Below are 21757 nucleotides of genomic sequence, written 5' to 3' on the forward strand. Positions count from 1 at the left end.
CTGCTCAGACACCGCTCGGCGGCGGAAACTAGACACAAATCTTTTTACTTCACTCGGAAAAAGATAAAGACATAATTTTTATACAAACTGATCTAAAACGATATCATAGATAATGACCTGATGATTTGTGTTGTAATAACATAGATTATCAGGTTATTTTATATCAGATGTGCACAGAAGAATATGTCATGCGATGTATGATGTGCACCTTGCAGCAAGAAAGCCAGAAGCATTCTTGAACAAATATACAATAGAATTGTCCGACTTATTGTTGCAATTTTATAAAAATATTGGAAGTTGTTAGAAAAGTGTAAAATAAGAAGTTGCTTTCATTTATGGAGAAAAAGTAGTGCCCACACCTTGGTAGTATGAATCCTGTTTGCTCATGTGCAAATAAAATGCGTGATATTTGAGGTACATGTGGTATGTAAATAAGAACAGCCATAATAATTCGAAAACAAATCGTACTGACGATAGCAAGGCTTCCGTCGTGAGGTTTGCGATGTTTCCGCCCCCGAGCCGCTGTCTGAGCCTCGAAGAGGCGAGTTCAGGCAAAGGGCGGATAACACACGAGCGAACCGAACAGGAAACGAAGCGTGTCAGAAGATTGTTTTCGAACCATTATGGCGTTCTGTTTTCCAAAACTATTTCATTCTTAAATCACATCTGTTTGTGCAGGACAAACATTATGAATTGTGTTCTTTTAAGAATTTATTGATCCGGTCTAATGGGTTTAACAGACTGCTGATGGATGCATCATGATTCAGCGTATCAATGATGTAAGCGATATACTTGCTGAGGTCGCAGTTGATATAATATGGTTTCTGGAGCAGCTCCGGTGTCTGGTATACCAGGTTGGTTGTCAGAATAAAATCAAACAAGCCGGCTTCATAAGCCTTGTCAAATTTTTCCATACCGTTTGTGAACAGACCAAACGTAGAGCAGATAAATACACGGTTTGCTTTGCGTTTTTTCAGTTCTGCAGCGACTTCCAGAACACTTCCGCCGGAAGAGATCATATCGTCGATCACGATCATATCTTTGCCTTTCACATCAGAACCCAGGAACTCATGTGCAACGATCGGATTTGTACCGTTTATGATGGTAGCATAATCACGACGTTTGTAGAACATACCCATGTCGGTTCCCAGAACGTTTGCCATGTAGATAGCACGTCCCATACCGCCTTCGTCCGGGCTGATGACCATCATGGTGTCTTTGTTCGGATGAAGATCCGGAACTGCACGGAACAGACCTTTGATAAACTGGTAAACCGGCTGAACGGTCTCAAAACCTTTCAGAGGGATTGCATTCTGCACACGCGGGTCGTGAGCATCAAAGGTAATGATATTGTCAACGCCCATGCGAACCAGTTCGTTCAGTGCCAGTGCACAGTCCAGAGATTCTCTTCCGGTACGTTTGTGCTGACGGCTCTCGTAAAGGAACGGCATGATGACATTGATACGTCTTGCTTTTCCGCCTACTGCTGCGATGATACGCTTCAGATCCTGGAAATGGTCATCCGGTGACATATGGTTTGTATATCCGCAGAGATTGTAGGTCATGCTGTAGTTACATACATCTACCAGAAGATAAAGATCTGCTCCGCGGACGGACTGACGAATCACGCCCTTTGCTTCACCTGAGCCAAATCTTGGCACTTCTGCGTTGATCAAATAAGAATCCCGTTCGTAACCCTGGAAAGAAAGGCTGTTCTTGTGTTCATGGTTCCGCTCCTGTCTCCATGAAACCAGGTAGTCATTGACTTTTTTGCCCAGCTCTTTATGGCTGTCCAGTGCGATCAGCCCCAGTGGTCCTACCGGGATGGTTTCTATACATCGTTCTTTTGTTGTCTGCATTTTGTTGTTGTCCTCCTACGCATACTTACTACATTTTAAATGAAAACCCAATCCTATACATACCTACTTTAACATAAAGTAAAGCAAAGTCAAGCCATTTTCAGCCCTGTTCACCAAGCTTTTTCATTAAGCGGATATCTTTGCCGATCAGTTTCCGCATTTTGAAATTGCTGGAAATCCGCGAGAAGACACGCTCGGAATACAGATCCCGCAGAGATTCCAGAGAGAGATTAGTGGAAATGATCGTGGATTTCTTGTTCATCAGACGCTCGTTAATACAAAGGAACAGCTGAGAAGCGACGAATGTATTTGTCATTTCCGTTCCGAGGTCGTCGATGATCAGCAGATCGCAGTCAAAAATGGCACTGTGCTGCTGCAAAACTTCATCTTCGGCATATTTTTTGCCGAACGTGGCCGTTGAGAGCACTTCAAACAGGTCAAAAGACGTAAAATAAATGACAGAATGTGCACTTTCAAGCAGTTCCTTGGCAATGCAGTGCGTCAGAAAGGTTTTGCCGACGCCTGTCGCACCGTAAAAGAGCAGATTGTCGTGTTCCATATCAAAATTCTGTACAAAGTGCAGGCATTCATCGACGATTTTCTGGATGTTCTCGCGGGCATTTCTGCCGGTCACGCGGTCTTTCATCGTTTCTGGATAATAATGGAAGCAGAAATGGTCAAAATTTTCCGTTTCCAGGATTGAAGTCAGGTTTGACTGGGTGTAAAGCAGGTTGATCGCTGCCTGGCGGAAACAGTGACATTTCTCATTTCCGATATAGCCGGTGTCTTTGCAGTCCGGGCAGGAATAATGCATTTCCAGAAAATCTTCCGGGAATCCGGCATTTTTCAGCAAAGCTTTGCGGTGGATACCGTATGCGGCAATCTCTGTTTTCAGGTCATCGATCGAAGCAGCCTCCCCTTCCAGAAGGCGGCGGGCACATTTCATGCTTAAAGAAGCGATTTCTCCATTGATCTGTGAAAGCTCCGGTAGTTCCTTTTCTGCAAGGGCGATGCGTGCCTCCTGATCCCGGCGGTTCTGAAGCTGTTTTTTGTTGTATTCGCGGATGATCGTATCGTATTGTGTGTTCGTCAGTGCCATGGCAGTCCTCCTACTGGTTCAGCAGCGATTCCAGATGATCAAAATCATAGTCACGCTGCGAGAAATTGTTGAATTTGCTTCCGGAAGTCACGGCAGGACGCTGTTTCGATGCCGCTTTTCCCGTCTTCTGATGTTTCTGGTCAAGTTCTCGGATTTCATTCAGATGGTGGATACCGCTTGCGTGCCAGCTCTCCAGGATTTTGTTGGCATACTGGAAACTCGGGTTCTGCGTCTGGGTCAGTGTGCGGCTGCACGCCTCCAGAATGATATCCGAAGTAAAATGCAGGTCATCAAACCAGTGGTCGATCATCTGCACTTCCGGTTTGCCGGGACCCCGGTCGCGGATGCCGAAAGCATTTAACACAGAATAATATTTTTGGCTGTACTGAGACTGGCGTTCCTTTGCCTGCCCGGCATTTGTGATGCCTTCTTCTGCCCATGCCAGAGCTACTTTATCTATGTAATGAAAACTTTTCGTTCCCCGTGAAATACAGTACTCGATCAGATATTCGATCAGCTCAAAATTAAAATGCAGCGAGTCATAATAATATAAAATAGAAGACATTTCAGTCGGCGAAAGACTGTGTCCGAGGTAAGATTCTGCGATCAGCAGGAGTTGCTTGATATCCTGTTCTCCCTGAAGGGCAGCCATACGGTCTCTGGAAATCTTCAATTTTGGAGAAAGGACCTTTGCTTCCGTGGAATCATTCGGTTCGGAAGCCGCTTTTTTTGCTGCATTTTTGGAAACGGGTGCCTTTGCAGATGCAGGGAGCACTCCGGAAGAGACAGAAGCAGCAGCCTGCTGCACGCTCTCCGGCTTTCGAACTTCCAGAAAGACCAGATCGCTGATGCTGCCGTCCTGGTCAAATGCCAGGTCGATCAGTCCCTGGTCTGCCCAGTACTGCAGGCCGCGGTAGATGTCCCGCTCGGTATAATCAAAAAGTTCCGCAATGGATTCCAGAGGAATACTGCCATAGTCCGCCGCATGACGCAGCAGACAGAGGTAGAGCTTGACGTATTCTCCGCCGGCCTGTGGCATATAGTAATCGATAAAATAGTTGGATACGGCAGTCATGTTGTTGGAAAAAGGATGATGTAAACGTATATTTTTCATAAAGTAACTCCCCTCCTGTGGAGCAATTCGCAGGCATCGGTTGAGGAAAAAAGGCTTTTCCCCGACATTTCTGTCCACTAGTATAGCATAAAAGAGATGCATTGAGAATAAGGGAAATAAGGGCAGAAAAATCCACATGTTCTGCAAAAAAAGAATGTGCAGAAACATGTGGATCAAAGGAATCAAGACCGGAAAACCGTGTGCAGATTTTATTTTCCGAGCAGTTTCTCACCGATCTTGACAACATCGCCGGCACCCATGGTGATCAGGACATCACCCGGCTTGCAGTTTTCGAGCAGACAGGTCTCAATCTTGTCGAAGGAGTCGAAATAATCCGCACAGCCGCCAAGAGCGTTCACTTTCTCTGCCAGCATGGATGAGCTGATGCCGAGGGTATCCGTCTCTCTGGCAGCATAGATATCAGCCAGAACGACATGGTCGGCAAGGGTCAGAGCTTTTGCAAAGTCATCCATCAGAGCTTTTGTCCTTGTATAAGTATGCGGCTGGAATACGCACCACAGCTTTTTGTGCGGATAGTTGTGTGCAGCGTGGAGTGTAGCTTCGATCTCAGTCGGATGGTGAGCATAGTCATCGATAATCGTTACGCCGCCGATCTCGCCTTTTTTCTCGAAACGACGTTTGGTGCCGCCGAATTTCTCAAGACCGATACGGGTATGTTCCATGGAAACGCCCATCTGATCGGCCAGGGCGATGGAAGCCAGAGCATTGCTGACATTGTGGATACCAGGAACGTGCAGCACAAAATGACCGAGCAGGGTATCTCCTTTATAGCAGTCAAAGGACGGATGTGCGAATTCGTCAAACGTAATATTGGAAGCATAATAATCGCTGGAAGCGTCCATACCGTAGGTTACGATCTTGCAGGTCAGTCCTTCTGTCAGCTGATCCAGGTGTTCAATCTCACTGTTGACGATCAACGTGCCGTCGTCCGGCAGCAGCTGGGCAAATTTGCGGAAAGAATGGCGGATATCATCAAGATCCTTGAAGAAATCCAGATGATCCGCATCGATATTTAAGATCACGCTGATCTTCGGGAAGAAATGAAGAAAACTGTTCGTGTACTCACAGGCCTCGGTCAGAAACGTGTCATGGCCGCCGACACGGATATTGCCGCCGATCGCATCGAGGATACCGCCGACCGAGATGGTCGGGTCCATATCTGCTTCCAGGAAAATGTAGGAAGCCATGGAGGTGGTTGTCGTTTTGCCGTGCGTTCCGGAAATGGCAACCGGCGTTTTGAAGTTGTGCATCATCTGGCCGAGCAGTTCGGCACGGGAGAGCATCGGGATCTGTTTTGCTACCGCAGCGGCATATTCCGGATTGTCCGGGTGGATGGCGGCTGTGTAGACCACCAGATCCGGTGTGTCATCCAGGTTGGAAGCACGCTGACCGTAGTAGAGAATGGCTCCTTCGGCTTCCAGCTGCTTTGTGAGCTCGGATTCGTGGGCATCGGAGCCGGATACTTTGAAATGCTGCTTCAATAATATAGAAGCAAGCCCGCTCATGCTGATGCCGCCGATGCCGATGAAATGTATATGCATTGGTTTCTTGAAATCTATCTGATACATAGTTGTAGTCTCCTTTGTTGTTAAAGTCTGATTTTAGTATAAACTTTTTTTTGGAAAAAAGAAAGAGCTTATTGGAAATCCGGCATAACTTTTACCGTATTTTCAGGCAGATAATTCAAAAAGTTTTCGCAGAAAAATCGACATAATGCAATTATAATAAAAAACAGGAAAAATTTTTCAAAAAATTGTAAAAAATGTTCACTATTTAAGAAACCTGTGATATAATAAAAAATACAACATAGATGATGCATTTCAGGCATCATGGGAACGGGAAAATGGTTCCTGATGTGAAAATAATATTAAGAGGTGATAGCGTGATTAAAAAAGAAATGATAGCCATGCTGCTTGCCGGAGGACAGGGAAGCCGTCTCGGTGTCCTGACTTCAAAAGTGGCAAAGCCGGCGGTAGCATTCGGCGGCAAATATCGTATTATTGATTTTCCGTTGAGTAACTGTATCAATTCCGGTGTGGACACAGTCGGAGTCCTGACACAGTATCAGCCGCTGAGACTGAACACTCATATCGGGATCGGTATTCCGTGGGATCTTGACCGCAATGTCGGCGGCGTTACCGTACTTCCGCCTTATGAAAAGAGTTCAAAGACAGAATGGTACACAGGTACAGCAAATGCCATTTACCAGAACTTGAATTATATGGAAACTTACAATCCGGAGTATGTCCTGATCCTGTCAGGTGACCATATTTATAAGATGGACTACGAAGTAATGCTTGATTTCCATAAAGCAACCAACGCAGATGTAACGATTGCAGTTATGCCTGTTCCTATGGAAGAAGCAAGCCGTTTTGGTATCGTTGTCACAGACGAAAACAACGTCATTACAGATTTCCAGGAAAAGCCGGCAGAGCCAAAGAGCAATCTTGCATCCATGGGTATCTATATTTTCTCATGGAAAGCATTGAGAGAATCTTTGATCGCACTGAAAGACCAGAGCAACTGTGACTTTGGCAAGCACATCATCCCATGGCTCAAAGAGCGTGGAGACCGTATGGCTGCCTACGAGTTCAACGGTTACTGGAAAGACGTCGGAACACTTGGTTCTTACTGGGAAGCAAATATGGAACTGATCGATATCATTCCGGAGTTCAATCTTTACGAAGAGTTCTGGAAGATTTATACATCCAGCGAGATCATTGCACCGCAGTATATTTCAGCAGATGCAAAAGTGGATAAATGTATCGTCGGAGACGGTACCGAGATTTACGGTGAAGTACATAATTCTGTGATCGGACCTGGCGTTACGATCAAAAAAGGTGCGGTTGTGCGTGATTCTATTATTATGCGAGGCACGACGATCGGCGAGAACGTAACGGTAGACCGAAGCATTATTGCAGAAGGTGTTACGGTTGGCAATGACGTAGAGATCGGTATCGGAGAAGAAGCACCGAACAAGTTCAAACCTGCTGTATATGCCTTCGGACTGGCTGTTATCGGCGAGAAATCCGCCATCCCTGCCGGTGTTAAAATAGGAAAGAATACAGCGATTTCAGGAATTACCACAGCAGAAGATTATCCAAATGGTATTTTGGAGAGCGGTGAATCTATTATAAAGGAAGGTGATATGGCATGAGAGCAGTAGGTATTATTTTAGCAGGCGGAAATAACCACCGGATGAGAGAGTTATCCCAGAAGCGTGCGATTGCTGCCATGCCGATCGCGGGTGGTTTCCGTGCAATCGACTTTGCACTGAGCAACATGACGAATTCTTCCATCCAGAAAGTTGCAGTGCTGACACAGTACAATGCAAGATCCTTAAACGAGCATCTGAGTTCTTCCAAATGGTGGGATTTCGGACGTAAACAGGGCGGTCTGTTTGTATTTACACCGACCACAACAGCAGACAACAGTTTCTGGTACCGCGGTACGGCAGATGCGATCGCACAGAACCTGGATTTCCTGAAGAAATGCCATGAGCCGTATGTGATCATTGCTTCCGGTGATGGTGTATACAAGCTGGATTACAACAAAGTGCTGGAATATCATATCGAGAAAAAAGCAGATATCACCGTGGTATGTAAAGACCTTCCAAGAGGAGAAGACGCAACAAGATTCGGTGTTATCAAAATGAATGAAGACAGCCGGATCGAAGAATTCGAAGAGAAACCGATGGTAAGCAATTCCAACTGCATTTCTACCGGTATCTATGTAATTCGAAGAAGACAGCTGATCGAGCTGATCGAGCGGTGTGCACTGGAAGACCGCCACGATTTTGTAAAAGACATCCTGATTCGTTACAAAAATCTGAAACGTATCTATGGATATAAGATCAAAGATTACTGGAGCAATATTGCATCCGTAGACTCTTATTATAAAACAAATATGGATTTCCTGAAACCGGAAGTACGTGATTATTTCTTCCATCAGTATCCGAATATATATTCAAAAGTAGATGACAATCCGCCGGCAAAATACAACCCGGGTTGTGAAGTGAAGAACAGTCTTATTTCAAACGGCTGTATTATCAATGGTTATGTGGAGAATTCTGTTCTGTTTAAGAAAGTTTTCGTCGGAGAAAACTGTGTGATCAAGAATTCGATTATTTTGAACGATGTCTATCTTGGAGACAACACACACATCGAGAACTGTATCGTAGAGAGCCGTGATACGATCCGTGCCAATTCTTACCATGTCGGCGAGGACGGCGTCAAGATCGTGATCGAGAAAAACGAGAGATATGTGCTGTAAGGTATTTTTTAATTTAGCAAAAACAGGTGTGGGGATCGGATATCCGGTTTAAACACGATATAATAAAATGGGGACGAAAAGTGCTTTTATCCGATAGCTGATACCGGATGGAAGCACTTTTTTCACAATTATATCACAATTCTTGCGTAAACTCGAAAATAATAAAAGATGCAAAAATGACGAAAACAGGGGGAACAGGAAAAAATCTGAAATCAGGAAAGGGGAGCATATCCGTGAACAAAAATGTCATATTATTGATCGAAGATGAAGAAAAATTATCCAGGACACTTGCAGAATATCTGGAGTTGAACGGATACCGTGTGCTGCGTGCACTGAACGGACTGGAAGGGCTGTCGATGTTTTATGACCATATGCATGAAGTGGATCTGATCCTGCTGGATATCATGCTGCCGGGTATGGATGGCAGTGAGATCCTCAAGGAGATTCGCAAAAAATCCAATACACCGGTGATCATGGTGACAGCAAGGGACTCGATCCACGATCAGCTTCTGAACTTTGCAAACGGGGCGGATGATTATATCACGAAACCTTATGCACTGGCGATCGTCAAGGTTCATATTGAGGCAATCCTGAAACGTGCCGGAAAACAGAAAGAGAGGGTGGAAGTCGGACACATCGCGGTGGAGCCGGATACCTGGAGAGTGTATGTGGATGAAAAGGCGATCGAGACAACACCGAAAGAGTATGAACTTTTAAGTTATCTGATCAAGAATAAAAATGTCGTTATGACAAGGGACAGCATCCTGGAATCGGTATGGGGATATGATTACAGCGGAGATACGCGTACGGTGGATACTCTGGTAAAACAGCTTCGCAGGAAGATTGCACCTTATGGAAGTTATATACGTTCGGTGTATGGTGTCGGTTATATATTTGAAGGAGAGAAAAATGAAACAGCAGAAGCTTAGGGCAAGTATGCTATTGATGGAGCTGATGTTTCTTCTGATCGTGGTCGGAGGAAGTGTGCTTCTTTATAATATGTTTGCACCGGCTTATTACCGGCAGCAGAAGAGCCGGGTGATCGAAAAAGCATACGAAGAAGTAAAACGCATGGATCTGTCAGCGATCGGCGATGAAGAGATGGAAACATTGAAAAGCTATGAAGGGCAGAATCTGACATTTACCATAGCAAATAAAGAGATGGATCCGGTTTATACAACCGGATCTTCACAGGATAATTTATATCAGGATGAAAGACAGGTGCATCGCAATATTGTTGTATACCGCAAATTTTTTGAAAAAGATCCAAAAGTACAGTTCTGGAATGCAAGAGGAAAAGAAACGTTATGGTTATTTGGAAGGCTGAAACAGGGCGATGAGCGTTATTTTGTGTGTGTGAAAGAAAATGTACAGAAAGTCTACAGTGCCCTGTTCTATACCGAAAAATTTTTGCTGTTCGTGGTTGTTTTTTCCCTTCTGAGCGGTTGTGCATTTATGTACTGGCAGTCGCGAAGGATTGCAAAGCCAATCGAAGAACTTTCTGGTGTTTCGCAGAAACTGACTGAGCGTGATTTTTCCGTGCGGGCAAAAAATTACGGAACGTATCAGGAGATCAGTGTTCTGGCACATAATTTCAATATGATGGCAGATGAGATGCAGGATTATATCCAGAAACTGGAAAGCAGCAAGGATGCACTGGAGCGTTTCAATAAAATGCGGAACGATTTCACGGCAAATATCACACATGAGCTGAAGACACCGCTGGCGGTCATTTCCGGACAGATCGAGCTTTTGCAGGCGATGGGAGATAAGGTGGATCAGGATTATTATTTCTCGTCGATCCGTGAAGAAGTGCAGAAGATGAGTGATATGGTTGGAAATCTGCTGAATATTTCTTCTATGGAGCATGAACTGGAAAATGTGGAGAGGCAACGTCTGAATTTATCAGAAACAGTAGAATATATGATGCTGAAATACGATGCACTGTTTCACAAAAAAAATCTGAAGATCGCAAGCGAGATCGAAAAGGACTGCAGGATCCTCGGAAACCGTGAATACATTGAGCAGGCAGCGGGAAACTATATCATGAATGCTTTTGCACATTGCGGCGAGGGAAGGCACATGAAAATTTCTCTGGCAAAGAAAGACGGAAAAGCGGTTTTTGGTGTTTACAACGACAGTGAACCGCTCACAGACGAAGAGAAAAGAAAAATCTGGGAAAAATATTACCAGGGAGAAGAACAGACAGGGCACAGCGGACTCGGACTTCATATTGTAAAGACCGTGATCACGATGCACGGAGGGACTTACGGCGTGGATAACAGAGAAAACGGAGTATGTTTCTGGTTTTCACTGCCACTTGTGTAAAAAATGTGAAATCCGGAGACAGACTTGAAAAAAGAGCGGATTTAGAGTATGATGTGCTGGTAAAAAGAAAAAACAAAACAGGTAAAAAGCCCGGCTTTTGAAAGTGGGATACCCCCACAGGAAAAGGCGGGCAAAATTGTCGTTGGAGGTAAGGATATGTATATAATCGCAGGACTTGGAAATCCTGGCAAACAGTATGCACAGACCAGACATAATGTCGGGTTTGACACGATAGATATATTAGCAGACAAGTATAATATCAGCGTGGATACAAAAAAACACAAAGCACTCTGCGGAAAAGGCATGATCGAAGGTCAGAAAGTGGTGCTTGCCAAACCGCAGACTTTTATGAACTTGAGCGGCGAGAGTGTGCGGGAACTGGTTGATTTCTATAAGATCGATCCGGAAGAAGAACTGATCGTCATTTACGATGACATCAGCCTGGAGCCGGGACAGCTCCGCATCCGTCCAAAAGGAAGTGCCGGCGGCCACAATGGCATCAAAAACATCATCGCACATCTTGGCACCCAGGTTTTTAAACGGGTGAAGGTCGGAGTCGGTGAAAAACCAAAAGGATATGATCTGGCAGACTATGTGCTGAGTCGTTTTCCAAAGGATGAGAGAGTGCTGATGGAGGAAGCTTTTGAGCGGGCCGGAGAAGCAGCCGTCTGCATGATGAATGACACCATGGAACATGCGATGAACCAGTTTAACAAGAAGACAGAGAAATAGACAGGGGTTTGAATGGGAGGTAGCAGACGGATGAGAGCTTTTACAGAACCGCTTCAGGAGCTTGAAGAATTTCAGAAAATACAGCAGGCACTGAAAAAGCAGTCAATCCAGGTGACAGGATGTATCGATGCCCAGAAAGCACATTTTATTTATGCGGCAGGAGAAGCGGTAAAAAAGAAACTGATCGTCACATACAGTGAGCTGCGTGCAAAAGAACTGTGTGAAAATTATCGCCTGTTTGACAAAAATGTGCTGTTTTACCCGGCAAAAGATCTGATCTTTTACAGTGCCGATGTGCAGAGCAATCTTCTGGTACAGCAGCGGATCCGTGTACTGCAGAAACTGATGGAAGAAGAGGAAGTGACCATCGTCACGACCATGGGCGGTATCATGGATCATCTTCTGCCGCCGGAAGTTTTTCAAAAGCAGGTCGAGACGGTAGAGAGCGATTCGGAATTTGACATGGAGCTCTGGAAAAAGAAACTGACAGCCATGGGCTACGAGCGGGTGGGACAGGTCGAAGGAAGCGGGCAGTTTGCCGTGCGAGGTGGTATTCTCGACATTTTTCCGCTGACCGAAGAAAATCCGGTCCGCATCGAACTGTGGGGCGATGAGATTGACTCCATCCGCAGTTTTGATGTGGAAAGCCAGCGTTCCATTGAAAATCTGGACAGCATCCGCATTTATCCGGCGTGTGAATTTACAGCCGATGACGGGCGGATCAAAAAAGGGCTTGCGGTGCTGGAAAAAGAGGCGAAAAGGCTTGCAGATCAGTTCTTTCAGGAACGGAAAACAGAAGAATCGGCACGCCTGAAAGCTTTTGCAGAAGAAGTAAAACAGAGTCTGACGCAGTGGAAGCAGATGTCTGTGCTCGATGGTCTGGCTCCTTATTTTTATGACCGGATGGTTTCGTTTGCGGAATATTTTCCGAAAGAGGCACTGGTGGTGTTAGATGAGCCGAACCGCCTCTGGGAGGAAGCACAGGCGATCGAAAAGGAGTTCCGGGAGAGCATGACAAACCGACTGGAAAAAGGGTATGTGCTGCCGGGACAGATGAACCTGCTCTGTGAGAGCCAGACGGCATCCGAAAAATTGCAGAAACATCGCTGCATGGGGCTGTGTATGCTGGAGGCGGCAGGACCACAGTGGCATTTTGCGGAGCATTTCAGCATCGATGTACGCAGTGTCAACACCTACAACAACAGCTTTGAACTTCTGGTGAAGGATCTGCAGCAGTGGAAGAAAAAGGGAGAACGCGTGATCCTGCTGTGTGCATCCAGAACCAGGGCGAAACGTCTGGCAGAGGACCTTCGTGATCATGAACTGCGGGCATTTTATTCGGAAGATGCCGACCGCATCGTACAGCGAGGCGAGATCATGCTGCTTTACGGAAGTGCCCACCGCGGGTATGAGTATCCGCTGATCAAGTTTCTGGTGATCTCGGAGAGCGATATTTTCGGCAAAGAAAAGAAAAAACGCAAAAAGATCAGACATTACGAAGGTAAGACGATCCACAGTTTTTCAGAGCTTTCTGTCGGTGATTACGTGGTGCATGAAAACCACGGACTCGGCATTTACCGCGGGATTGAAAAAATAGAAGTCGATAAAGTCACAAAAGATTACATGAAGGTGGAGTATGCCGGCGGAAGCAACCTTTATGTGCCGGCAACGCAGCTCGATGTCATCCAGAAATATGCAGATTCGCAGGCAAAACGCCCGAAACTGAACAAACTGGGGACGCAGGAGTGGGGACGTACCAAGACAAGAGTACGCAGTGCAGTTAAAAATATTGCAAAAGATCTGGTGCAGCTTTATGCGGCGAGACAGCGGGAAGAGGGATTCTGCTATGGAGAGGACACGATCTGGCAGAAAGAGTTCGAAGAGACGTTTCCGTTTGATGAGACGGACGATCAGCTGGAGGCGATCGAAGCGGTGAAACACGATATGGAGAGCAATAAGATCATGGATCGCCTGATCTGCGGCGATGTCGGATATGGCAAGACGGAAGTGGCGATCCGTGCGGCGTTCAAGGCGGCACAGGAGAGCAAACAGGTGGTATTTCTGGTGCCGACGACCATCCTTGCCCAGCAGCATTATAATAATTTCGTCCAGAGGATGAAAGATTATCCGGTGCGTGTGGATCTGCTCTGCCGTTTCCGCACGGCAGCAGAACAGAAAAAAACGCTGGAAGACCTCAAAAAAGGACTGGTTGACATTGTGATCGGCACGCATCGGGTGCTCTCAAAAGATGTGCAGTTCAAAGATCTCGGTCTTCTGATCATCGACGAGGAGCAGCGTTTCGGTGTCACGCACAAAGAAAAGATCAAAAAGCTGCGGGAAAACATCGATGTGCTGACCCTGACGGCAACGCCGATCCCACGGACGCTGCATATGAGCCTGGTTGGGATCCGCGATATGAGCGTTCTGGAGGAAGCACCGATGGAGCGTGTGCCGATCCAGACATATGTCATGGAATACAACGAAGAGATGGTGCGAGAAGCGATCAGCCGGGAACTGGCACGGGGCGGACAGGTCTACTATGTCTATAATCGTGTCAACACGATCGTAGAGACGGCAAATAAGATCGCATCGCTTGTGCCGGAGGCCAGAGTGGCATTTGCACATGGGCAGATGAAAGAGCGTGAACTGGAAAAGATCATGTATGACTTTATCAATGGTGAGATTGATGTGCTGGTATCCACGACGATCATAGAGACCGGACTGGATATTTCCAATGTCAACACGATGATCATCCATGACGCGGACAATCTTGGCCTGTCGCAGCTTTATCAGCTCCGCGGGCGTGTCGGACGTTCGAACCGGACGGCGTATGCCTTTCTGATGTACCGCAGAAACAAAATGCTGCGGGAAGTGGCGGAAAAACGTCTCCATGCGATCCGGGAATTTACCGATCTTGGCAGTGGCTTCAAGATCGCCATGCGTGATCTTGAGATCCGTGGTGCCGGCAATCTCCTCGGGGCAGAGCAGCACGGCCATATGGAGGCAGTCGGCTACGATCTTTACTGCAAAATGCTCAATGAGTCCGTAAAAGAACTCAAAGGTGAGACGCAGCCGGAAGAAGAATTTGATACCGTCATCGATCTGGATATTGATGCTTTTATCCCGGAACGTTATATTAAGAATGAATTCCAGAAACTGGATGTCTATAAACGCATCGCCACGATCGAGAGCGAAGAAGAATACGATGATATGCTCGAAGAACTGATGGATCGTTTCGGAGAGCCGCCAAAAGCGGTGCAGAACCTGCTTGCTGTGGCAAATTTAAAAGCGATGGCACACCGGGCATGGCTGACCGAGATCGCACAGAAAGGCGACCAGATCCGCTTTACCATGTTTGAGCGGGCAAAGGCAGATCCGACAGGGATCGAGCTTCTGGTAAAAGAGAGCAAAGGGAAAATGAAATTTGTCATAGATACCAATCCTTACTTTATTTACGTGAAGCCGCGTAAAAACGGAAAAGATAATGAGGATGTGCTGACACTGGTACGCAGCCTGACGGAAAAGATGATAAAAAATCTGGCATGTGATGTATGATAAGCTCCTTGAAACAAGAATGTCAGGAATGTTTTAGAATATCGGATGGCAATTGACGTACCGGGTGAAAAAGGATATAATAGCAGACAGTATGGTGCCTGAAAGAGGATTTTTTGTGGCCGGATGCCGGAGGTATTCTTGAATGAATGGCACCAGTTGATCAGGAGGAAAAGACAGTGAAAAAAACAATGAAAAACAGACTGGCAGTCGCAGGACTGTGCTTTACGCTGACAGCAGGGATGCTGACCGGATGCAGTGGAAATTCAGGTAAGGCGATCATTACATTGGACGGACAGAAAACAGAATATGCAGTGGCAAATATCATGCTTCGTTATAGCCAGGCACAGATGCAGGCATTTTACGGATCTTATCTTGGAGATAATCTGTGGTCACAGTACGGCGATTCCACAAAGAGCACGATGATGGATACCCTCAAACAGATGCTGATCCTCGAACAGCATCAGGACGAGTATAATGTGAGCCTGACAGACGATGACAAAAAGAAGATCGATGAAGCTGCACAGCAGTTTATGGATGACAACGACCAGGCAACCCTGAAATCCATGGGTGCGACAAAAGAACGTGTGGCACGTGTTCTGGAACTGTACACGATCCGCAATAAAATGTCAAATGCGATCGTTGCAGATGTTGATACCAACGTAACTGATGACGAAGCAGCTCAGAAAACAATCAATTACGTGGTATTTGGCACTGCAGATACGACCGATTCGGATGGCAATAAAGTGGTACTGACGGATGATGAGAAAGCAGCTTTGCTTGCAAATGCACAGAAAGTACGTGATGCAGTAGCAGGCGGCAAGAGCATGGAAGATGCAGTCAAAGATGTCGATGACACCAAGACCGTGAGCAGCACCTCTTATGGTGATAATGATGAAAGTTACACCCTGGATGAAGCGATCCGCAATGCAGCAGATAAACTGAAAGACGGAGAAGTGGCAGATGAAGTGATCACCACAGATGCAGGATATTATGTCATCCAGATGAAAGCAACCTATGATCCGGATGCAACTGCAAGCAAAAAGGAACGGATCATCAACGAAAGAAAGAGCAGCAAATTCAGCGAAGTCTACGATGCATGGGAAAGTGCAGCAGACTACACACAGGATGATGCTCTGTTAAAAGAGATCACCTTCCATGATATTTACCAGATGGCAACCGAGGCTCAGAGCGAGACCGGAACGGAAAGTACAGAAAGTACCGAAGATGCCGGAAGCACAGAGGCAACCGAGGCTGCAAGTGAGACAGAGAGTGCAGCTGCAACAGAATAATTATCATGCTGGACGTAAAAAGGCAGAGCACGTGACACGCATCGTTTCCTGTTCGGTTTGTGCCGTCTATGATCCGCCGTTCGCTGGAACTCGCAGCTTCGCTGCTCAGACACCGCTCGGCGGCGGAAACTAGACACAAACCTCACGACGGAACCTTGCTACCGTCACTGTGCAGCTGCCTTTTTTCTGTCCAGCATATACATTTCTCAGGCTTTCAAAATTACCGCAAGATGTAAGGATTTACTTTCTGATGTTATGACGTCCTGCCTATTTTGCTTATCTATACTTTGCATATTTCTTGATAATAATCTACAATTCCCTCAATTTTCTCTTAAAAAGAAGCTATATCCATTTTGCATTATTTGTTTACTGAATATTTTGTAACCCTCAGAATATTATGGTAAGTTCGCCTCGAAAACCTTGACGTAGTGTGGGTTTTATTGTATGATAATACTGAATATTTTCAGTGATGCGAATCGAAAAATCGTATTACTGAACAACTTGGGGAGATTTCGGAGGGGAATATCCCCACTTTTAGTCAGTTAAGGAGGAAAAGCATGAGAAGAAAAAGCAGCAAACAGTTGTTTTCTGTGCTGATGGCAACCGCTATGGTTATGTCCGGCATCAGCGTTCCGGTTATGGCATCACCGGTTGATGATGCTATGGTACAGTCTGCTCTGGCAGAAGCCGGCGTAGAGACATCTGAAAGCAGAGAGATCAATTTCAACAAAGGCTGGAAGTTCCACTTTGGAGATGTAACCGGTGCAGAAACAAAGGATTACGATGATTCCAAGGCAGATGAATGGGGAGACTTAAATCTTCCGCACGACTTCAGTATCACACAGGAGCCGTCCAACTCCAACGAAGCAGAGTCCGGATTCATGCCGGGTGGTACAGGATGGTACCGCAAGAGCTTTACCCTGCCGAGTGATTACGCAGGCAAGAGTGTTGTCCTGAACTTTGACGGATCTTATAATCATACATATGTATATGTAAATGGCACAAAAGTAGGAGAAAACCATTATGGATATAATGATTTTGCATTTGATATTTCAAAATATCTGACCTGCGACGGCACTACAGAGAACGTGATCAGCGTAAAAGTGGTACATCAGACTCCATCCAGCCGCTGGTATTCAGGATCCGGTATCTACCGTGACGTAGAGCTGATCGTTACCGATGCCGTTCATGTTTCCAGAAACGGCACATACGTGACTACACCAAATCTGGCGACAGAAAAAGACGGCGATGTTACCGTTAAAGTACAGACTGATGTCCAGAATGACAGCAGTGCACAGGCAGCAGCCCAGATCCGCACAACAGTCCTGGATGCAGAGGGAAAAGCAGTTTCTAAGGCAGTGACCACCGATGTGACACTGGCAGCAAACAGCACAGCAGAAAAAGAACAGACCCTGAAAGTAAACAAACCGGCACTGTGGAGCACAGAAAATCCGAACCTGTACTATGTACAGACCGAAGTTCTGGTAGACGGAAAAGTAAAAGACACTTACAGGACAACCTACGGTTTCCGTTACATCAATTTTGATGCAAATACCGGTTTCAGCCTGAACGGCAAAAATGTAAAACTCAAAGGTGTATGTATGCACCATGACCAGGGTGCACTCGGAGCCGCATCAGAACGTGATGCAGTATACCGTCAGGTTAAAAAGCTCAAAGAAATGGGATGTAATGCGATCCGTACTTCTCACAACACACCGTCTTCGGTACTGCTTGAAGCATGCAACGAGCTTGGTATGATGGTTATGGATGAGACCTTTGACGGATGGGCATTCCCGAAAAACGGCAACAGCCAGGATTTCAGCACACACTTCAATCAGACCATCAGTGCAGACAACAAGCTGCTTGGTGCAACGACAGGCGATACCTGGTATAAATTCATTCTGGAATCAAATATCGAGCGTGACAAAAACGATCCGTCCGTTATCATCTGGGATATCGGAAATGAGCTGAACTTCGGTGTTCCAGAGGCTGGTAAGAGCCAGTACGAGCAGTATGCAAAGAACATGAAGAGCTACATCGAAGCAATCGATAAGACAAGACCGATCACAGTTGGTGATAACAATCCATATGGTCTGCAGTCTGCAAATCCGACGGAGTTCCGTAATAAAGTCAGTACCGTTCTGGCAAAGAACGGAGAAGGTCTTGCAGGTGCCAACTATTCCATGGGATCTATGAGCGGCATTCACAATGCTCATCCGGACTGGAAGATCATTGCTACTGAGACAGCTTCTCCAAGCAACAGTCGTGGTATCTACAATACACTGTCTCAGTACAACAAGAAAGGTGACTATCAGTGTACGGCATACGATACCAACGCCGTATCTTGGGGCAATACAGCACGTGAGTCCTGGTGGTACACCATCAAAGATGACTTTGTATCCGGTGAGTTTATCTGGACCGGATTTGACTACATCGGCGAGCCGACACCGTGGAACGGAACGGATAAAGGAAGTGTCAGCGGTGATAAACTGGCAGTACCGAATTCCTCTTACTTTGGTGTGATCGATACCGCAGGCTTTGAGAAAGATTCCTTCTATTTCTACACCAGCCAGTGGAGAGAGGATAAAAAGACACTGCATGTCGTACCGCAGAGCTGGAATGCAGAAGACTTAAGCATCTCCGGCGGCAAAGTACCGGTATATGTTTATTCAAACGCAGCAAAAGTAGAACTCTACCTGAACGACAAGCTGATCGGTACTTCCACAAGAACCCCGATCAAGACAGCAGCCGGTCATGAATGGGCTACTTACAGCAATGTATCAAACGATGCAGATCAGTGTACAGCAGTCAACGAATCACAGCAGTGGAAAGCCCAGGCTATCCAGTTCAACGTAAAATATGCAGAAGGCACGCTCAGTGCAAAAGCCTATGATGAAAGTGGAAACGAGATCAAAGACACCCTTGGTTCTGCTTCCGTTACGACAAACAGCGACAAAGGTAGCAGCCTTGCAGTTACCGCAGAGAAGACAGAGATCCAGGCTGACGGCAGCAGCTTAAGCTACATTGATATTGATGTCAACGACAAAGACGGACGTTTTGTAAGTGCCGCAGACAACAGCATCCGCTTTACCTTAACAGGTAACGGAACCATCGTTGGTGTGGATAACGGAAATCCATCTACCGTAGATAAATTCCAGCAGAAATCCGTTCTGACAAGCGACAAGACCGCAAACATCAAGGCATTCAGCGGAAAAGCACTCGTTATCGTACGCAGCACCGAAGGTGCAGGCGGTTTCGTACTGAAAGCAGAATCCGCAGGTCTGAAAGGGGATTCTGTATTTGTAAATACGGTAGGTGACAAAAAAGGTGAAGTATTCCTGAAAGATTACACGATCAAATCAGAATACACCGTTACCATGGGAACCAAACCACAGCTTCAGACAACCGTAAACGGTATCATGAGTGATGATTCCACACAGGAAGGTACGATCACCTGGAATCTGACAAATGAGATGTACAACACTCCTGGCGAGTATGTCCTGAATGGAACACTGAAAGTTGGAAACGAAGAAGTAGCAGTATCTGCAAACCTTCATGTAAAACCGATCATCGTGGCAGTACAGAACTACACAAGAGCAACCGTAAAAAATCTGGTTCCGACCCTGCCTTCAACTGTAGCCGGTATCCTTCCGGATGGCACAAGCTATGGTGCATATGCAGTTACCTGGGAGTCTATCAAAGCAACGGATCTGGCAAAAGTCGGCGATGTTGTAAAAGTAAACGGTAAAGTTGACGTAGACGGCACAGAGATGACCGCAACGGCAACCGTACGTGTTGCAGAAGGCGAAGTAAAAGAAGCAGTCAACGTAGCACCGAAATATAAGACTCTGACAGAGAGCTGTGGTGAGCCTGCAGATAACCTGCTCTCCATCGTAGATGGTACAAACAATGTTCTGAATAAGCCGAATATGCGATGGACAAACTGGAACGACCATCTGCTGAACTCTTCACCGGTTATTACGTTTACATGGGATGAAGTTTACGAACTGGCAAGCATCAATGCATGGTTCTTCGGTGATGAAAACGTATCCGCACCGGAAAGCGTAACCATTGCAGTGTCCGAAGATGGCGAAAACTTCAAAGAAGTTGCATTTACCAAAGGAGATTACCAGGTAAATCAGAAGAATGAACTGGTATTTAAAGATGTCCAGAAAGCAAAAGCACTGAGATTTACCATGAAACAGGTTGGTACAGGCTATGTTGGTCTGACTGAGCTGGAGATCTGGACAAGCACAAACGGTTATACATCCAACAGCACAGCGGAACTGAGTGATCTGAAAGTAAACGGAACAGCAGTAGCCGGCTTTGCAGCAGGCAAACTGGATGGTTATACCGTAAACGTAGACAGAGCAGACAAAGCGGTTGTAGAAGCAACTGCAAAAGACAATGCATCTGTAACAGTAGTACCATTTGATAAAGATGACGTTGTAAAGGTAATCGTTACCTCCGAAGATGGTAAGAAGACCAATACTTACAAAATTAAACTGAATGCAACGGTAAAAGTAGCAGACAAAGAAACAATCGAAAAAATTCAGGGTGAGATCAAGCTGGCAGAAACAATTGAGAAATCAGAGTACACAGCAAGCTCTTATGCAGCATATAAAGCAGCTCTGGAAGAAGCTCAGAAAATCGTAAAGAAAGACGGAGCTACAAAAGAAGAAGTAAATGCAGCACTTGCAAAACTGCAGACAGCAAGAGCAAATCTTGTAAAAGGCGTTGATCCGGCACCGGAACCGAAGCCAAATCCGGAACCGAAGCCAGAACCGACACCAAACCCGACACCGAATCCGACACCGAACCCGACTCCGGCCAACGATGTTCCGGCAAAAGGTGCTACGATCAAGTACAAAAACGCTACTTACAAGGTGACAAAATCTGCAGCAAAGGGTGGTACGGTAACACTTGTTAAGAGAAATAACAAGAAGACAGCCTTTACTGTTCCGGCAACCGTTAAGAGTGCGAACGGCAAATACACCTTCAAGGTAACCGCAATCGCAAACAAAGCATTCAAGGGCGATAAGAAACTGAAAAAAGTTGTGATCGGCAAAAACGTTCAGACTATCGGTAAGAGTGCGTTTGAAAAAGCAGCAAACCTGAAGAGCATCACGATCAAATCCACTTCTCTGAAGAAAGTCGGCAAAAAAGCATTCAAGGGTATCCATGCGAAAGCAAAGATCAAAGTACCGGCTAAGAAGCTGAGATCTTACAAAAGACTGCTGAAAGGAAAAGGACAGAAAGCAGGCGTTAAGATCACAAAATAAGCACATAGAAAAGCGGATATAAAGACAGCCCGATCGGAACTTATAACCATCGGAAAATCGTCCCCGGCAGTGAAAAACTGCCGGGGCGGTTTTTTTACTTGTAAAATATGTAAAAAATGGATAAGATATATAAGATGATGCCAGGGTCAAAAGGTCTAAATCCACATGAGCTTGCTCATAGGTGGATGAAAGACCTTGGGACCCGC

The 21757-nt window shown here is 45.9% G+C and carries 12 protein-coding genes; 8 read left to right on the top strand and 4 right to left on the bottom strand.

Annotated elements, in window-relative coordinates:
• Nucleotides 1–686 precede the first annotated feature (686 nt).
• The 4 genes from LKD42_RS08960 to murC all read right to left on the bottom strand — a co-directional run bounded on the left by LKD42_RS08960 (nucleotide 687) and on the right by murC (nucleotide 5661).
• Nucleotides 687–1859, bottom strand: coding sequence for a ribose-phosphate pyrophosphokinase (locus LKD42_RS08960; RefSeq protein WP_248835481.1), 1173 nt, complete (start codon nucleotides 1857–1859; stop codon nucleotides 687–689).
• Nucleotides 1860–1959: 100 nt separating this feature from the next.
• Nucleotides 1960–2958 (bottom strand): ATP-binding protein, encoded by a 999-nt coding sequence (locus tag LKD42_RS08965; RefSeq protein ID WP_022119516.1) that lies wholly within the window; start codon nucleotides 2956–2958, stop codon nucleotides 1960–1962.
• Between the two features lie 10 nt (nucleotides 2959–2968).
• Nucleotides 2969–4072 (bottom strand): DnaD domain protein, encoded by a 1104-nt coding sequence (locus LKD42_RS08970; protein ID WP_173866568.1) that lies wholly within the window; start codon nucleotides 4070–4072, stop codon nucleotides 2969–2971.
• 209 nt (nucleotides 4073–4281) lie between these two features.
• On the bottom strand, nucleotides 4282–5661 hold the full coding sequence (gene murC, locus LKD42_RS08975) for a UDP-N-acetylmuramate--L-alanine ligase (protein ID WP_248835482.1): 1380 nt from the start codon (nucleotides 5659–5661) through the stop codon (nucleotides 4282–4284).
• A 314-nt stretch (nucleotides 5662–5975) separates the two neighbouring features.
• Here murC and LKD42_RS08980 point away from each other — a divergent pair, with 314 nt between their 5' ends.
• The 8 genes from LKD42_RS08980 to LKD42_RS09015 all read left to right on the top strand — a co-directional run bounded on the left by LKD42_RS08980 (nucleotide 5976) and on the right by LKD42_RS09015 (nucleotide 21551).
• A complete protein-coding gene (locus tag LKD42_RS08980) occupies nucleotides 5976–7250 on the top strand; it encodes a glucose-1-phosphate adenylyltransferase (protein WP_147631912.1) in 1275 nt (424 codons plus the stop codon).
• Nucleotides 7247–8365, top strand: coding sequence for a glucose-1-phosphate adenylyltransferase subunit GlgD (glgD, locus tag LKD42_RS08985; RefSeq protein WP_022119519.1), 1119 nt, complete (start codon nucleotides 7247–7249; stop codon nucleotides 8363–8365). The genes LKD42_RS08980 and glgD overlap by 4 nt, the downstream gene beginning before the upstream one ends.
• 233 nt (nucleotides 8366–8598) lie before the next feature.
• Nucleotides 8599–9294 carry a response regulator transcription factor gene (locus tag LKD42_RS08990; RefSeq protein WP_022119520.1) on the top strand — a complete coding sequence of 232 codons (696 nt, stop codon included), beginning with the start codon at nucleotides 8599–8601 and terminating at the stop codon, nucleotides 9292–9294.
• Entirely contained in the window at nucleotides 9275–10693 is a 1419-nt protein-coding gene (locus LKD42_RS08995; protein ID WP_248835483.1) for a sensor histidine kinase, read from the top strand. Before LKD42_RS08990 ends, LKD42_RS08995 begins: the two co-directional genes overlap by 20 nt.
• Before the next feature lie 156 nt (nucleotides 10694–10849).
• Entirely contained in the window at nucleotides 10850–11425 is a 576-nt protein-coding gene (pth, locus tag LKD42_RS09000) for an aminoacyl-tRNA hydrolase (RefSeq protein WP_022119523.1), read from the top strand.
• A 30-nt stretch (nucleotides 11426–11455) separates the two neighbouring features.
• Nucleotides 11456–14980: a transcription-repair coupling factor gene (mfd, locus tag LKD42_RS09005; RefSeq protein ID WP_248835484.1), complete on the top strand. Its 3525-nt coding sequence runs from the start codon at nucleotides 11456–11458 to the stop codon at nucleotides 14978–14980.
• A 176-nt stretch (nucleotides 14981–15156) separates the two neighbouring features.
• Nucleotides 15157–16269: a peptidylprolyl isomerase gene (locus LKD42_RS15240; protein ID WP_248835485.1), complete on the top strand. Its 1113-nt coding sequence runs from the start codon at nucleotides 15157–15159 to the stop codon at nucleotides 16267–16269.
• Between the two features lie 557 nt (nucleotides 16270–16826).
• Complete coding sequence (locus LKD42_RS09015) at nucleotides 16827–21551, top strand: glycoside hydrolase family 2 TIM barrel-domain containing protein (RefSeq protein ID WP_248835486.1); 4725 nt, start codon at nucleotides 16827–16829, stop codon at nucleotides 21549–21551.
• Nucleotides 21552–21757: the final 206 nt, after the last annotated feature.

This window comes from Hominisplanchenecus faecis (assembly GCF_020687205.1).
GTDB classification, from domain to species: domain Bacteria; phylum Bacillota; class Clostridia; order Lachnospirales; family Lachnospiraceae; genus Hominisplanchenecus; species Hominisplanchenecus faecis.

Coding starts and splice junctions, on each gene's coding strand:
- LKD42_RS08995 (WP_248835483.1), top strand. CDS start 9,275: ATGAAACAGCAGAAGCTTAGGGCAAGTATGCTATTGATGGAGCTGATG.
- LKD42_RS08960 (WP_248835481.1), bottom strand. CDS start 1,859: ATGCAGACAACAAAAGAACGATGTATAGAAACCATCCCGGTAGGACCA.
- murC (WP_248835482.1), bottom strand. CDS start 5,661: ATGTATCAGATAGATTTCAAGAAACCAATGCATATACATTTCATCGGC.
- pth (WP_022119523.1), top strand. CDS start 10,850: ATGTATATAATCGCAGGACTTGGAAATCCTGGCAAACAGTATGCACAG.
- LKD42_RS08965 (WP_022119516.1), bottom strand. CDS start 2,958: ATGGCACTGACGAACACACAATACGATACGATCATCCGCGAATACAAC.
- glgD (WP_022119519.1), top strand. CDS start 7,247: ATGAGAGCAGTAGGTATTATTTTAGCAGGCGGAAATAACCACCGGATG.
- mfd (WP_248835484.1), top strand. CDS start 11,456: ATGAGAGCTTTTACAGAACCGCTTCAGGAGCTTGAAGAATTTCAGAAA.
- LKD42_RS09015 (WP_248835486.1), top strand. CDS start 16,827: ATGAGAAGAAAAAGCAGCAAACAGTTGTTTTCTGTGCTGATGGCAACC.
- LKD42_RS08970 (WP_173866568.1), bottom strand. CDS start 4,072: ATGAAAAATATACGTTTACATCATCCTTTTTCCAACAACATGACTGCC.